Here is a 13,738-nt window from a genome sequence, read left to right as displayed (position 1 = left end):
TCCTCGCGGGGTTCAGTTGCGCACGGGCTTGCCGGTCTGCAGCAGGCCCATGATGCGTTCCTGGGTCTTGGGGTGTGCCAGCAGCGTGCAGAAATGCTTGCGCTCCAGGGCCATGAGGTAGTCCTCGGTCACCAGCGTGCCCGCGTCCACGTCGCCGCCGCAAACCACGTCGGCGATCATGCGGGCGATGCGGAAGTCGTGAGCGCTGATGAAGCCGCCGTCGCGCATGCCCACGAGCTGGGTCTCTATGGTCGCGATGCCGGAGCGCCCCGCCACCGGGAAGCTGCGCCGCAGCGGCGGCCGGTAGCCGCAAGCGGCCAGGGCCCGCACCTCGTTGAGCGCGACATAGAGCAGCTCATCCTTGTGCGGGACGACGAGGTCGCTCTCCAACAGGTAGCCCAGCCGGCGCGAATCCAGCGCGCCCGTGCCCACCGTGGCCATGGCGGCCGCCGTGAAACCTTCCTTGAGGAAGGGCAGCAGGTCCGTGTTGGGGGCGGCCGCACCCTTTTCCGCGGCACGGCGGGCGATGTAGGTCAGGCCGCCCGCGCCCGGGATCAGGCCCACGCCCACTTCCACCAGGCCGACGTAGCTCTCCATCGCCGCCACGCGCCGCGCGCAGTGGACGATGAGCTCGCACCCGCCGCCCAGCGCAATGCCGCGCAGCGCAGCCACCACCGGCACCTGCGCGTAGCGCACGCGCAGCATGAGCTGCTGCAGCTTCTTCTCCTCCGGGTCTATGCCCGCCGGCCCCTTGGCCATGAACACCGGCATGAGCGCTTCGAGGTTGGCGCCGGCGGAGAACATGTCGTCCGGCGACCAGACCACCAGCCCCTTGAAGCGCTCTTCCGCAAGCTCCACGGCCTTCATCAGCCCTTCGGTGACGGTTGGGCTGATGAGGTGCATCTTGGAGGTGATGCTGGCGATGAGCACCTCGCCGTCCAGCGTCCAGGCGCGCAGCTCCTCGTTCCTGAACAGTTCCGTGCCCGACTGCAGCGCGTTGGCGCCCAAGCCGGCCACGCTCTCGGGAAAGAGCTGGCGCTCGTACACCGGCAGCGCGTGCTTGGGCACGAAGCGGCCCTGCGACGCGCTCCACGAGCCCTCCGGCACGTGCACGCCGCCGCGCTCGGCCACCGGGCCCTCGAACACCCAGGCCGGCAGCGGCGCGCTGGACAGCGTCTTGCCCGCGGCGATGTCCTCGCGAATCCACTGCGCCACCTGCGTCCAGCCCGCGGCCTGCCACAGCTCGAAGGGCCCCTGCGCCATGCCGAAGCCCCAGCGCAGGGCGAGGTCCACGTCCCGCGCCGACTCGGCAATGTCGTGCAGGTGCACGGCCGCGTAGTGGAAACCGTCGCGCAGGATGGCCCACAGGAACTGCGCCTGCGGGTTGCTCGCCTCGCGCAGCAGCTTCAGCCGCTCCGGCGCCGGCTTCTTGAGCATGCGGCCGATGATCTCGTCGGCCTTGGCGCCGGAGGGCACGTAGTCGCGCTTCTCGGGGTCCAGGTGCAGGATGTCCTTGCCCACCTTCTTGTAGAAACCCGCCCCCGCCTTCTGCCCAAGCGCGCCCTGGGCGATCAGCCCGGCCAGCACGGGCGGCGTGGCGAAGTGTGGGTTGAACGGATCGTTGGGCAACTGCTCCTGCATGGTGCGCACCACGTGCGCCAGCGTGTCCAGGCCCACCACGTCGGCCGTGCGGAAGGTGCCGGAGCTGGCGCGGCCCAGCTTCTTGCCCGTGAGGTCGTCCACCACGTCGTAGCCGAGCTTGAAGCGCTCGGCCTCCACCATGGTGGCCAGCATGTTCATCACGCCCACGCGGTTGGCGATGAAGTTGGGCGTGTCCTTGGCCCGCACCACGCCCTTGCCCAGCCCGGTGGTCACGAAGGTTTCGAGCTGGTCCAGGATGCCCGGTGCGGTGCGCGGCGCGGGAATCAGCTCCACGAGCTGCATGTAGCGCGGCGGGTTGAAGAAGTGGATGCCGCAAAAGCGCTCCTGCACGCTGTCCGGCAGCCCCTGCGCCAGTTGCGTGATCGACAAGCCGGACGTGTTGGAGGCCAGGATGGCGTGCGGCGCCACGTGCGGGGCGATCTTCGCGTAGAGGTCCTGTTTCCAGTCCATGCGCTCGGCGATGGCCTCGATCACCAGGTCGCACTCGGCCAGCAGCGCCAGGTCGTCCTCGTAGTTGGCCGCGCGTATGAGCGCCGCCTCCTCGGCCAGGCCAAGCGGCGCCGGCTTGAGCTTCTTGAGGTTCTCCACCGCCTTGACGGCGATGCCGTTCTTGGGCCCTTCCTTGGCCGGCAGGTCGAACAGCACCACCGGCACGCGCACGTTGATGAAGTGGGCCGCGATCTGCGCGCCCATCACGCCGGCGCCGAGCACGGCGGCCTTGCGGACCTGGAATCTCATGGGGTCGTCCTCCGGTAAAGGGTCAAGCCGCGGGGCTCAGAACAGCGCCTCGTCCATCGCCATCAGCGGCTGCGCCCCGCTGCGGGCGCGCCGGATCAGCATCGCGGTCTCAGGCAACAGCTTGGCAAAGTAGAAGCGGATGGTGGCCAGCTTGGCGCGGTAGAAGGCGTCCTCGCCCTGCTTGCGCACGGCAATGCGCGCCTGCAGCACGAAGAGGTAGGCGAACACCAGATGGCCGCACACGCGCAGGTAGTCCACGGCGGCAGCGCCCACCTCGTCGCGGTTCTGGAAGGCCTTGAAGCCCAGCTCCGTCGTGAGCTTCACGACCTTGTCGCCCAGGTCGGCCAGCGGGTTGATGAACTCCTGCAGCGACTCGTTGACGCCTTCCTGCTCGATCAGCTCGCGCACTTTGGCGGCAAAGATCTTCATGCGCTTGCCGTTGTCGCCCAGCACCTTGCGGCCCAGCAGGTCCAGCGCCTGGATGGTGTTGGTGCCCTCGTAAATCATGTTGATGCGCGCGTCGCGGACGAACTGCTCCATGCCCCATTCGGCGATGTAGCCGTGCCCGCCATACACGCCCAGGCATTCGGACGTGGCCGTCCAGCCGTTGTCGGTGAGGAAGGCCTTCACGATGGGCGTGAGCAGCGCCAGCAGCTCGGCGGCCTCGTTGCGCTCGTCTTCGTCTTCGCAGGCATGCGCCTGGTCCAGCAGCAGCGCGCTGTACATGGCCAGCGCCCGCCCGCCCTCGGCATAGGCACGCGCGGTCAGCAGCATGCGGCGCACGTCGGGGTGGACGATGATGGGGTCGGCCGGCTTGTCCGGCGCCTTTGGGCCGGAGAGCGCGCGCATCTGCAACCGGTCCTTCGCGTAGGCCACGGCGTTCTGGTAGGCCACCTCGGTGAGGCCCAGGGACTGCATCCCCACGCCCAGCCGCGCGGCATTCATCATCACGAACATGGCCTGCAGGCCCTGGTTGGGCTGCCCAACCAGCGTGCCGTGCGCGCCCTCCAGCACCATCTGGCAGGTGGCGTTGCCGTGAATGCCCATCTTGTGCTCCAGCCCCGAGCAGAAGATGCCGTTGCGCGCACCCAGGGCGCCATCGGCCTGCGGCATGAACTTGGGCACCACGAACAGCGAGATGCCCTTGCTGCCCGGGGGCGCGTCCGGCAGCCGCGCCAGCACCAGGTGCACGATGTTGGCCGCCAGGTCGTGCTCGCCGGCGGAGATGAAGATCTTCTGCCCCGTGAGGCGGTAGCTGCCGTCGGCCTGCGGCTCGGCCTTGGTGCGCAGCAGGCCCAGGTCCGTGCCGCAATGCGGCTCGGTCAGGCACATGGTGCCGCTCCACTCGCCGCTGGTGAGCTTGGGCAGGTAGAGCTGCTTTTGCTCGTCCGTGCCGTGCGCGTGCAGGCATTCGTAGGCGCCGTGCGACAGGCCCGGGTACATGGTCCAGGCCTGGCTGGCGGAATTCAGCATCTCGTACAGGCACTGGTTGAGCACGATGGGCAGACCCTGCCCGCCGTACTCGGGGTCGCAGGACAGCGCCCCCCAGCCCCCGGCCACGAACTGCCCGTAGGCCGCCTTGAATCCGGTCGGCGTGCGCACCTCGTGCGTCGCCTTGTCGAGCGTGCAACCTTCGCGGTCGCCCACGGCGTTGAGCGGCGTGACCACCCCGGCGGCGAACTTGCCGGCTTCCTCCAGCACGGCGTTGATGGTGTCGGCGTCCACGTCCGCATGCCGCGGCAGGGCCTTGAACACGTCGGCAACCTGCAGCATCTCGTGCAGGACGAACTGCATGTCGCGCAGCGGAGGCGTGTACGTGGGCATGAGACTCTCCTTGAGGTGCAGGGATCGTTGCGCCGCTCAGCCGCGCGCGGCGGCAGGGGCCTGGGACATGCCGGCCGAGGCTTGGTCACCAGCGGCCCAGCGCTCGACGATGCGGTTGAAGCCCAGGCGGGCGCGGCGCGGCGCGTCGGTGCGGCGCAGCAGCCGCGCGTCGTGGTGCACGGCCAGGATGAGCCCGTGGATCTCGAAGCGCAGTTGCGCCGGCTCGGCGTCAGAACGCAAGTGGCCTTCGCTCACGGCCAGCGCAATGGCGCGCTCCAGCGCCGCGTGCCAGCCGCCCACCATGGCCACCAGCGCGTCGCGCACGGCGCCCGGGCGGTCGTCGAACTCCACCGCGCCGCTGATGTAGATGCAGCCCGCGGCCAGCTCCGCCGTCACGCGCTCCAGCCAGTTTTCGAACAGCACCCGCAGCCGCGGCAGCCCGCGCGGCTGGCGCAGCGCGGGCTCGAACACCTCGGCCGAGAAGCGCCGGTGGTATTCGTGGATCACGGCGATCTGCAAATCCTCGCGCGAGCCGAAGTGGGCGAACACGCCGGACTTGCTCATGCCCGTGCGCTCGGCCAGCAGGCCTATGGACAAGCCCTCCAGCCCCGCATGCAGCGCGTGCGCCAAGGCCGCCTCCAAGATGGCCGCGCGCGTGGCCTGGCCCTTGGTGGGCCTCGCCGGCGTGCCTGGCGCGTCAGCCGTCCGGGAAGAAGTCATCGTGGGGTGCCGCCTTAAAACGAACGTTCGTTCTATTTTAGACAGCACCCTTTCCCCGTCTCAAGGGGGGTTTTTACGGACGGGGGATGGACTCAGAAGGCTTGCGAGTACTGCACGCCCAGGAGCCAGATGCGGTTGTCGTAGCTGCCGTTGACGGTGCCACGGCTGGGGACGACGGGCGGTGTGCCGGTGGGCGACTGGTTGTTGTTGATGTCGGCGTCCTTCATGAAGATGTAGGCCACGCCGAAGTCCACCCGGCTGTCCGTGGAGGGCCGCCACTGGGCGCCGGCCGACAGCCAAGTGCGGTTGGCATCGGGCAGCGACACCAGCGTGGTGGCCGCCCCTTGCACCGGTGTGCGGTCGAAAGCCAGACCGCCCTTGAGCGTCCAGGCGCTGTTGAGCGTGTAGTTCGCGCCCAGGGCCACGCGCCAGGAGTTGCGGAAGTCGGCTTCCAGCGTTTGCGCGGTGCCGCCGGCGGCGCCCGACGGGGAAACGGGCCTGGCCACACTGGTGGAGCGCACGAGCTTGACGTCTTGGATGTCGTTCCAGCGTGTCCACGACACATCGCCCAGCACCTCCCACTGCGAGCTCAGCCGCTGCGCCACGGAGGCGATCAGCGTCTCGGGCAGTTTGATACGCGTGTACGCATCGCTGTTGCCGATGCTGCCGACGGCCTGCGCCAGCGGTGCCGGCGCGCCGGGCGAGTAGGTGCGCAGATCGCCGCTGAGCGTGTGCTTGATGGCCGAGCGGTAGGACACGCCTATGCGCGTGTCGGCGCTGGGCTTGAACAGGGCGCCGACGTTCCAGCCCCAGGACCAGTCGTTGGCCCGGAACAGCACCGTCGAGGTGTTGAGCGGCAATACGACGCCCGGCGCCACCGGCAGCGGCTGGGTGCTGATGCCACGCAGGTAATCGGCGCTCATGCGCTGGTAGTTGAGGCCCGCACCCAGCGAGAGCGTGTCGTCGACCTTGAAGGCCAGCGAAGGGTTGATGTTGAGCGTCTTGACGTCGAAGTGGATGGCGTGCGCCGCGCCCACCCATCGGCTGTCGTACTCGGTGCGCAAGCCGAAGGGCACGCTGAGGCCCAGGCCGCCCCAGAGCCGGTCGGCGAGCTTCCAGCTCAGGTAGGCGTTGGGCACGAGATTGGTTGTGCCCGCATTGCCGCCATTGCCCGAGCCGGCCAGCGTGTCCACCGCGGAGCCGCGGTCATGAAACTTGGCGCTGGCACCCACCAGCGAGCCGCCCAACGAGATCTCGCGGTCGCGCAGCTCCGTCATGCCCGCAGGGTTGAAGTAGATGGTGCTGGCGTTGTCGGCCACGGCCGCCGAGCCGGCATAGGCCGTGCCTATGCCGCTGGCGTTCTGCTCCAGCAGCTGAAACCCCGCGGCCTGCGCCAGCGAGCAGCCCAGCAGCCCAAGCAGCGCGGCCGGCACGGCCTTGAGAGCCGGCTTGTGCAAGCGGGGGTTCAGCGGGTTCTTGGTCATGCCTGGTCTCCTGCGTGATGACATGTCGGACGTGAGGAACATCAAGATGGATGCGCGCGCGACGCGGCGCACGCGTTCCGTATGGCAAGCATGCGGGTGAAGTCCATGGCACGCCGTACGTGAGAACGCCAGCCTGTGGCGCATGGGCAACGACGCGCCACGCGGCAAGGCACGTACCCAGGACGCTGCCAGGCGCAGCCCCGTGCAAATCCCGGGTCCGGCGGGCCTGCAGGGGCCGGGGAACAGGCCTTGCCGGAAGCCGCCATCGCGCGCCCGCCGGGACGCGCCCAGGAACAGCAGCAAGGGAGCACGCGCATGGCCGAAAGCCGGGCGGCGATCTACGGCGCCATAGGCGCCAACGTGGCGATCGCGGTGACGAAGTTCGTGGTGGCCGGCATCACCGGCAGCTCGGCCATGCTGTCCGAGGGCATCCACTCCGCCGTGGACACGGGCAACGGCGTGCTGCTGCTGGTGGGCACCAAGCTCAGCGAGCGCCCGCCCAGCCCCGAGCACCCCTTCGGCCACGGCAAGGAGCTCTACTTCTGGAGCCTCATCGTGGCGGTACTGATCTTCGGCATCGGCGGGGGCGTGTCGCTGTTCGAGGGCATACAGCACATGCGCCACCCCGAGCCCATGACGGACGTGCGCTGGAACCTCATCGTCCTGGGCGCGGCCGTGCTGTTCGAGGGCGCGAGCTTCCTCGTTGCGCTGCGCCAGTTCCGCCGCGAGAACACCGGGCGCCCCTTCTGGCAGGCGCTGCGCTCCAGCAAGGACCCTACCACCTACACCGTGATGGCCGAGGACTCGGCCGCGCTGCTGGGCCTGCTGGTGGCCTTCGTGGGCATAGGCGCCAGCCAGTGGCTCCACGAGCCGGCGCTGGACGGCGCGGCCTCGGCGGTGATCGGCCTCATCCTGGCCGGCGTGGCCATCCTGCTGGTGCGCGAGTCGCGCGGGCTGCTCATAGGCGAAGGCATACGCGCCACCACCGCGCGCGACATCCGCGCCCTGGCCCTGGCGCAGCCCGGCGTGCGCGAGGCGGGCTGGCCGCTGTCCATGTACATCGGCCGCGACGAGGTGCTGCTCACGCTGGAGCTGGTGTTCGACGAGGATGTGCCCGTGCAGCACGTGGCCGCCGCCACCGCCGCGCTGCGCCGCGACGTGCAGGCGCGCTTTCCCGTGATCAAGCGCATCAGCGTCCAGCCCGTCACGGCGCTGGCGGTGAAGGCGCCCACCCCGGAAGACATGCCCGCGCCCGCGGCACCCCTGTGAGGGCATCGCGCGCCGGTGGCCTGCCCACGTGGCCCGTGCCTATTGCTCCTGCGACGGGTGCCCCGGCGGCGGGCGCAGCGCCTGCGCGATGCCCCACCACGCCAGCGCCCACGCCGCGCCTATGGCCCAGCCGGCCAGCACGTCGCTGGGCCAGTGCACGCCCAAATAGACGCGGCTGATGCCCACCAGCAAGGTCAGCACCACCGCCACGCAGACCACGTGCAGCCGCAGCCGCCGGTGCGGGAGCTGCCGCGCCACCAGCGCCGCCAGCGTCAGGTAGACCAGTGCCGACAGCAGGGCGTGCCCGCTGGGAAAGCTGGGCGAAAGCACGTAGGCGCCGTGCGGCACCAGGTCCGGCCGCGGCCGGTCGAACAAGCCCTTGAGCAGCCAGGACAGCAGCATCCCGCTCAAGCTGGACGCCAGCACCGACGCGGCCGTGCGCCGCAAGCCCGCCAGCAGCAAATAGCTGCACACCGCCAGCAGCACCAGCCCAAGCACGCCATGGCCGCCCAACCCGGTGAGGTCGCGCATGAATTCCTCGAACCAGCGCGGCCCAAGCGGGTCCGACGGGTCGGCCGGGTTGCGCATCGCCAGCAGGATGGCGCGGTCCAGCGTGTGCAGCTCGCCCTCGCCCACCTCCTCGCTCAGCGCGATGAAGGCCCACAAGCCCGCCGCTGCCGCCAGCAGCGCGGCCAGCACCCGCGGCTCCGGGCGCCGCGTCCACAAATTTCTCATGTCGCTCCTTTGGCCCACACCGGGCCGCCACCGCGCGGCGGTGCACAGGGCAAGAGGCTCGCCCGCCGGCCCGGGTTCCCCGGCAGGGGCCCCGAACCACGGCGCCCCCGCGCACGTTACCTCCTGTCCCAACGGCAACCGCGCCACGGCTGGACAAGGCGCAACCCGGCGCGCTATGCCTGCGCTGCCGCGTCAACAGGCCGCCAATCAAGCAAGCACGACACAGGAGGACGACGATGAGGCTGGGATCCGCACTCGGGACGCTGGCGCTGGTGCTGGTGTCCGCCGGCGGCGGCTGGGTGCTGCACGGGCTGGCGCAGCCGGACCCCGCACCGCCCGCCGCCCCGCAACAGCCGCCGGCCTCCATGCCCACGCAGGGGCGCTCCAACGGCTCGCTCATGGCCTTCCCGCAGGCCGACCCCGCGCCAGGCGCGGACGACGTGGTGCAACTGCACCCCGACGGCAGCGCCAGCCTGCAGGTGCAGCGCAAGCCGCCGGCCTGGGTGCTGGCCGAGCTCTGCCGCCAGGGCGCGCGCGGCCTGCCCGGCTGCACCACCACCACCGCGCTGGACACGCCCATGCCCGCCGCACCGTCCCCCGCGCCGGGCACGGCGCCCGCCAGCTACGGCAGCGACAGCGAGGTGCTGCGCCGCCTCAACGACGCCAGCGAGCAGGTGCGCTTCGAAAGCCTGCAGCAGGCCCGCGGCAACGGCGTGCTGGTGCCCAAGGAGACGCTGCTGTCCATCATGCGCAACGACCCCTCCGAGCGCATGCGCCAGGAGGCCTTCGAGGACTACGTGGACGCCAGCTCCGGCACGCTGCAGGAGCTGCGCGCGGCCATGCAGGACGCACTGCGCGTGCCCAACACCGTCATACAGACCCAGGCCCGCGAGCAGTTGGACCTGCTGGAGCGCGCCGAGCGCGAGGACGCCGAATCCCCCGTGCAGCGCGAGCGCTGAAGACGGCCACTTGGCGCGCACCTTGCGCCGGCTTTCGCCGCAGCGCCGCCCGCCGCGTGGGACGGGCGCCGCCGGGGGGTGGGCAATAATTGCGCGTTTGCCCAGGGCGCGGCTCAAGAGCTTGTTCGCACGGGCGCGCAAGGGGCCTGTATCCGCCGGGCCCGCCATCCCCCTCGTCTTTCTTCAGCACCCACGATGCCCGCATACCGTTCCAAGACTTCCACCGCCGGCCGCAACATGGCGGGCGCCCGCTCCCTGTGGCGCGCCACCGGCATGAAGGACGATGACTTCTCCAAGCCCATCATCGCGGTGGTCAACTCCTTCACCCAGTTCGTCCCCGGCCACGTGCACCTGAAGGACCTGGGCCAGCTCGTGGCCCGCGAGATCGAAGCCGCCGGCGGCGTGGCCAAGGAGTTCAACACCATCGCCGTGGACGACGGCATCGCCATGGGCCACGACGGCATGCTGTACTCGCTGCCCAGCCGCGACATCATCGCGGACTCGGTGGAGTACATGGTCAACGCGCACTGCGCCGACGCCATGGTGTGCATCTCCAACTGCGACAAGATCACCCCGGGCATGCTCATGGCCGCCATGCGGCTCAACATCCCGGTGATCTTCGTCTCCGGCGGCCCCATGGAAGCCGGCAAGACGCGGCTGGCCAACCCCGTCACCAAGGCCATCGAGCTGCGCAAGCTGGACCTGGTGGACGCCATGGTCATGGCCGCCGACCAGGCCTACTCCGACGCCGACGTGGCCGAGGTCGAGCGCTCGGCCTGCCCCACCTGCGGCTCCTGCTCCGGCATGTTCACGGCCAACTCCATGAACTGCCTGACCGAGGCGCTGGGCCTCTCGCTGCCGGGCAACGGCACCGTGGTGGCCACGCACGCCGACCGCGAGCAGCTGTTCAAGCGCGCCGGCCGCCGCATCGTGGAGCTGGCCCGCCAGTACTACGAGCAGGACGACGAGCGCGTGCTGCCGCGCTCCGTGGGCTTCAAGGCCTTCGAGAACGCGATGACGCTGGACATCGCCATGGGCGGCTCCACCAACACCATCCTGCACCTGCTGGCCATCGCGCGCGAGGCGGACATCGCCTTCACCATGGCCGACATCGACCGCCTCTCCCGCGTCGTCCCGCAGCTCTGCAAGGTGGCGCCCAACACCAACAAGTACCACATCGAGGACGTGCACCGCGCCGGCGGCATCTACGCCATCCTGGGCGAGCTCCAGCGCGCCGGCAAGCTGCACACCGACGTGCCCACCGTGCACGCGCCCACGCTGGGCGAGGCCCTGCGGCAGTGGGACGTCACCCTCTCGCAGGACGAGGCCGTCCAGACCTTCTACAGGGCCGGCCCCGCCGGCATCCCGACCCAGGTCGCCTTCAGCCAGGACACCCGCTGGCCCAGCCTGGACCTGGACCGCGCCGAAGGCTGCATCCGCTCCTACGAGCACGCCTTCTCCAAGGAAGGCGGCCTGGCCGTGCTCACCGGCAACATCGCCCTGGACGGCTGCGTGGTGAAGACCGCCGGCGTGGACGAGAGCATCCTGGTCTTCGAAGGCACGGCCCACGTGACGGAGTCGCAGGACGAGGCGGTGGAGAACATCCTCAGCGGCAAGGTCCAGGCCGGCGACGTGGTGATCGTCCGCTACGAGGGCCCCAAGGGCGGCCCCGGCATGCAGGAAATGCTCTACCCCACGAGCTACATCAAGTCCAAGGGCCTGGGCAAGGCCTGCGCGCTGCTCACCGACGGCCGCTTCTCCGGCGGCACCTCGGGCCTGTCCATCGGCCACTGCTCGCCGGAAGCGGCGGCCGGCGGCGCCATCGGCCTGGTGAAGGACGGCGACCGCATCCGCATCGACATCCCCAACCGCAGCATCGACGTGCTGCTGTCCGACGAGGAGCTGGCACACCGCCGCGAGGTGCAGAACGCCAAGGGCTGGAAGCCCGCCCAAGCGCGCCCGCGCAAGGTGTCCGCCGCCCTCAAGGCCTACGCCAAGCTGGTGATGTCGGCCGACAAGGGCGCCGTGCGCGACCCGTCGCTGCTGGACGACTGACGGCTGCGCCTGCGGTGGGCCGCCCGGCCCGCCCGCTGCCTGTCCAGGCCGCTCCCCGGAGCGGCTTTTTCGTTTCCGGCGCTTTACAACGTTTGTCGGCGGCGCAAGGCCCGGTATCCAGCCCGCACCAAGTGTTGCGGTGGTGAACAGCGTGTTTCTTTGGTCTCGGCGGTGCACGCCGCTGCCACCGCGCGGGCCCCTCCACGGTAGGAACCGGCCTGGAGGAAGACGGGGTGGCGCCACCCACCGGCCGGGGCCGCATCCCGCCCCCATGAGCAGGTCCATGGGTGCCACCGCACGGTGGTGGTGGCCCAACCGGCGTACACCTACCTTGTAGACATGCAGCGATGCCATACCAGCCGGCGCACCCCATGTGCCCGCTCCTGGCCGTCGCCCGCCAACACAAGGAAACGAACCCGCTGGAGCCGCTCATGAAGATTTCCAAAGGACTGGGCACGTTGGTGCTGATGGCGCTGTCGGTGGGCGCGAGCTGGGTGCTGCTGGCGCCGGACGCCGTGCCGCCCGCCGCTGCGGCCCCCGCCACGGCCACGGCGGCGGCGGACGGACGGGGCTTTTCGGTGCTGGCCTGGCCGCAGCCCGTGACCGAGGCGCCCCACGCCACCGCCGTCACCGCGCCGGCCGGCGCCGCCTTGCCCGCGACACCGGCGCCCAAACCGCACACCGAGCCGCCCACCCAGCCGGAGACCGACCCCATGGAAACCACCTTGGAAGACGATCCGCCGCCGCAATGACCCCGCGGGCTGGACGGATACCTGAAATGCCTTGAACCGCCGCGCCGCCCTGGATCACCCAGGAGCGCCACACGGCCAACAGCGAAGGAGTCGGGCATGAACGCAATCCATGGCGCAAGCGCACTGGCGCTGGCGGCGGCTTCGGCCGCGCTGGGCTGGGCCCTGCATGCGCCCGCGCTGCACACGGCGGCGGTGCTGGCGCCGTCTTCCGAGGCGTCCAGCTTGAGCCCCTCCCCGCTGGCCTGGCCGCGGCCGGAGCAGGAGGGCAGCGGCGACGGCACCGCCCCCAGCGTGCGCCTGCACGAGGACGGCAGCGCCAGCGTGCAGGCGCTGCGCCAGCGGCCATTGTGGATACTGGACGAGCTTTGCCGCCAGGGCGCGGCCCTGCGCCCCGGCGCCTGCACACCAGCCATGGGCGACGCCGCCAATGCCAGCGCAGCCTCTCCCGCCGCCGCCCCGCTGGCGCAGGCGCTGCGCGACGGCAGCGAGGCCCAGCGCTACGACGCGCTGGTGCAGTCGCGCACGGCGGGCGTGCTGGTGGCCGAGGACGTGCTGATGCGCCTCATGGCCGAGGGCCCTTCCGAGCGCGTGCGCCTGGCCGCCTTCGACAGCTACATGGAGCTCAAGTCCGGCGACGTGGACCACCTGCGCAGCGGGCTGCAGGCCGTGCTGCGCATCCCCTACACGCCGCTGCAGGCCCGCGCCCGCGAGCAGCTCGACGGCATAGAGCGCCTCTACGACCAGGGCGTGGCGCTGCAGCAAGGCCAGCGCCAGCCCTGACCCCTTTCCCCGCCCGCCGGCGCCGCCGGCCGTGCCGCCCCCGCGCGGCGCGGCCCGCACGCGGGCGGCGACCTTCCCGCGGCACCGCGCCCTGCCGGGCCCCGCGCGGCGACTGCTTGATACGGCCCGGCCAAGGAGCACACATGAAGCTCACATCCGTTTTCGCGCCGTCCCGCACCGTGTTGGCTGGCCTGTTGGGCGCGGCGGCACTGGCCGCGGCCGTCCCGGCGCAAGCCGAAATCCTGGTCACCATGTCGCGGCCCGGCAATTTCGCCGGCATCACCGCGGGCGGCCAGCTCATGCCGCTGACGCCGGCCGGCGCCAACCAGACGCCAGCCTTCTTCGTCCCGGCCGGCAGCCGCTTCCTCGTCAGCTACACGGCCGAGTGCGCCAACGACGCGGCCACCACGTCCTCCTGGGTGAGCCTGGACATTCGCGCCGTCAACGTCGCCACCGGCGCCATCACCGTGCTGCCGCCCACCAACGTCGCCGGCAGCCAGGACGCCTTCTGCACGTCCAACGGCACGGCGGGCTACGACGGCTGGACCACCACCACCGTCATCGCCACGGGCGTGCAGTTGCCCGCAGGCAATTACCGGCTCCAGGTGTATGCCCGCACCGTCAACGGCGGCTTCGGCTGGCTCAGCGACAGCTCGCTGACGGTCTGGCGTTGAAAGCCCGCACCCGCGCCACACGCCTGGCGCCGCACGGCGGCGCCCGCGGCGGCAAGGCAGGCCGGCCCGCAGCACCCCTGCGGGCC

11 protein-coding genes are annotated in these 13,738 nt (G+C 70.7%); 6 read left to right on the top strand and 5 right to left on the bottom strand.

Annotated elements, in window-relative coordinates; all coding sequences use genetic code 11:
- Positions 1 to 12 precede the first annotated feature (12 nt).
- The 4 genes from ALA01S_RS05285 to ALA01S_RS05270 all read right to left on the bottom strand — a co-directional run bounded on the left by ALA01S_RS05285 (position 13) and on the right by ALA01S_RS05270 (position 6,428).
- On the bottom strand, positions 13 to 2,400 hold the full coding sequence (locus ALA01S_RS05285) for a 3-hydroxyacyl-CoA dehydrogenase/enoyl-CoA hydratase family protein (protein WP_066333045.1): 2,388 nt from the start codon (positions 2,398 to 2,400) through the stop codon (positions 13 to 15).
- 36 nt (positions 2,401 to 2,436) lie between these two features.
- Entirely contained in the window at positions 2,437 to 4,224 is a 1,788-nt protein-coding gene (locus ALA01S_RS05280) for an acyl-CoA dehydrogenase C-terminal domain-containing protein (protein WP_066333043.1), read from the bottom strand.
- A 36-nt stretch (positions 4,225 to 4,260) separates the two neighbouring features.
- Positions 4,261 to 4,944 (bottom strand): TetR/AcrR family transcriptional regulator, encoded by a 684-nt coding sequence (locus tag ALA01S_RS05275; RefSeq protein WP_066333039.1) that lies wholly within the window; start codon positions 4,942 to 4,944, stop codon positions 4,261 to 4,263.
- A gap of 92 nt (positions 4,945 to 5,036) precedes the next feature.
- On the bottom strand, positions 5,037 to 6,428 hold the full coding sequence (locus tag ALA01S_RS05270; RefSeq protein WP_218011428.1) for an OmpP1/FadL family transporter: 1,392 nt from the start codon (positions 6,426 to 6,428) through the stop codon (positions 5,037 to 5,039).
- Between the two features lie 315 nt (positions 6,429 to 6,743).
- On the opposite strand from ALA01S_RS05270, the gene ALA01S_RS05265 reads away from it, so the two are divergent.
- Positions 6,744 to 7,697 (top strand): cation diffusion facilitator family transporter, encoded by a 954-nt coding sequence (locus ALA01S_RS05265; protein ID WP_066333251.1) that lies wholly within the window; start codon positions 6,744 to 6,746, stop codon positions 7,695 to 7,697.
- 39 nt (positions 7,698 to 7,736) lie between these two features.
- Here the strand turns inward: ALA01S_RS05265 and ALA01S_RS05260 are convergent, their stop codons facing one another.
- On the bottom strand, positions 7,737 to 8,432 hold the full coding sequence (locus ALA01S_RS05260) for a phosphatase PAP2 family protein (protein WP_066333037.1): 696 nt from the start codon (positions 8,430 to 8,432) through the stop codon (positions 7,737 to 7,739).
- A 236-nt stretch (positions 8,433 to 8,668) separates the two neighbouring features.
- Here ALA01S_RS05260 and ALA01S_RS05255 point away from each other — a divergent pair, with 236 nt between their 5' ends.
- The 5 genes from ALA01S_RS05255 to ALA01S_RS32580 all read left to right on the top strand — a co-directional run bounded on the left by ALA01S_RS05255 (position 8,669) and on the right by ALA01S_RS32580 (position 13,652).
- Positions 8,669 to 9,391 (top strand): hypothetical protein, encoded by a 723-nt coding sequence (locus tag ALA01S_RS05255; RefSeq protein ID WP_066333034.1) that lies wholly within the window; start codon positions 8,669 to 8,671, stop codon positions 9,389 to 9,391.
- 195 nt (positions 9,392 to 9,586) lie between these two features.
- On the top strand, positions 9,587 to 11,446 hold the full coding sequence (gene ilvD, locus ALA01S_RS05250; protein ID WP_066333030.1) for a dihydroxy-acid dehydratase: 1,860 nt from the start codon (positions 9,587 to 9,589) through the stop codon (positions 11,444 to 11,446).
- A gap of 431 nt (positions 11,447 to 11,877) precedes the next feature.
- A complete protein-coding gene (locus ALA01S_RS05245; RefSeq protein WP_157118776.1) occupies positions 11,878 to 12,198 on the top strand; it encodes a hypothetical protein in 321 nt (106 codons plus the stop codon).
- Positions 12,199 to 12,294: 96 nt separating this feature from the next.
- Positions 12,295 to 12,978: a hypothetical protein gene (locus ALA01S_RS05240; protein ID WP_066333021.1), complete on the top strand. Its 684-nt coding sequence runs from the start codon at positions 12,295 to 12,297 to the stop codon at positions 12,976 to 12,978.
- A 143-nt stretch (positions 12,979 to 13,121) separates the two neighbouring features.
- The gene (locus ALA01S_RS32580) at positions 13,122 to 13,652 is read left to right on the top strand and encodes a hypothetical protein (protein ID WP_066333018.1); all 531 of its coding nucleotides are present in this window, start codon (positions 13,122 to 13,124) and stop codon (positions 13,650 to 13,652) included.
- Positions 13,653 to 13,738: the final 86 nt, after the last annotated feature.

It is taken from the genome of Azohydromonas lata NBRC 102462, assembly GCF_001571085.1.
Classification (GTDB): domain Bacteria; phylum Pseudomonadota; class Gammaproteobacteria; order Burkholderiales; family Burkholderiaceae_C; genus Azohydromonas; species Azohydromonas lata.
This window is presented reverse-complemented; position numbering and strand designations above follow the sequence as displayed.

Coding starts and splice junctions, on each gene's coding strand:
- ALA01S_RS05285 (WP_066333045.1), bottom strand. CDS start 2,400: ATGAGATTCCAGGTCCGCAAGGCCGCCGTGCTCGGCGCCGGCGTGATG.
- ALA01S_RS05280 (WP_066333043.1), bottom strand. CDS start 4,224: ATGCCCACGTACACGCCTCCGCTGCGCGACATGCAGTTCGTCCTGCAC.
- ALA01S_RS05275 (WP_066333039.1), bottom strand. CDS start 4,944: ATGACTTCTTCCCGGACGGCTGACGCGCCAGGCACGCCGGCGAGGCCC.
- ALA01S_RS05270 (WP_218011428.1), bottom strand. CDS start 6,428: ATGACCAAGAACCCGCTGAACCCCCGCTTGCACAAGCCGGCTCTCAAG.
- ALA01S_RS05265 (WP_066333251.1), top strand. CDS start 6,744: ATGGCCGAAAGCCGGGCGGCGATCTACGGCGCCATAGGCGCCAACGTG.
- ALA01S_RS05260 (WP_066333037.1), bottom strand. CDS start 8,432: ATGAGAAATTTGTGGACGCGGCGCCCGGAGCCGCGGGTGCTGGCCGCG.
- ALA01S_RS05255 (WP_066333034.1), top strand. CDS start 8,669: ATGAGGCTGGGATCCGCACTCGGGACGCTGGCGCTGGTGCTGGTGTCC.
- ilvD (WP_066333030.1), top strand. CDS start 9,587: ATGCCCGCATACCGTTCCAAGACTTCCACCGCCGGCCGCAACATGGCG.
- ALA01S_RS05245 (WP_157118776.1), top strand. CDS start 11,878: ATGAAGATTTCCAAAGGACTGGGCACGTTGGTGCTGATGGCGCTGTCG.
- ALA01S_RS05240 (WP_066333021.1), top strand. CDS start 12,295: ATGAACGCAATCCATGGCGCAAGCGCACTGGCGCTGGCGGCGGCTTCG.
- ALA01S_RS32580 (WP_066333018.1), top strand. CDS start 13,122: ATGAAGCTCACATCCGTTTTCGCGCCGTCCCGCACCGTGTTGGCTGGC.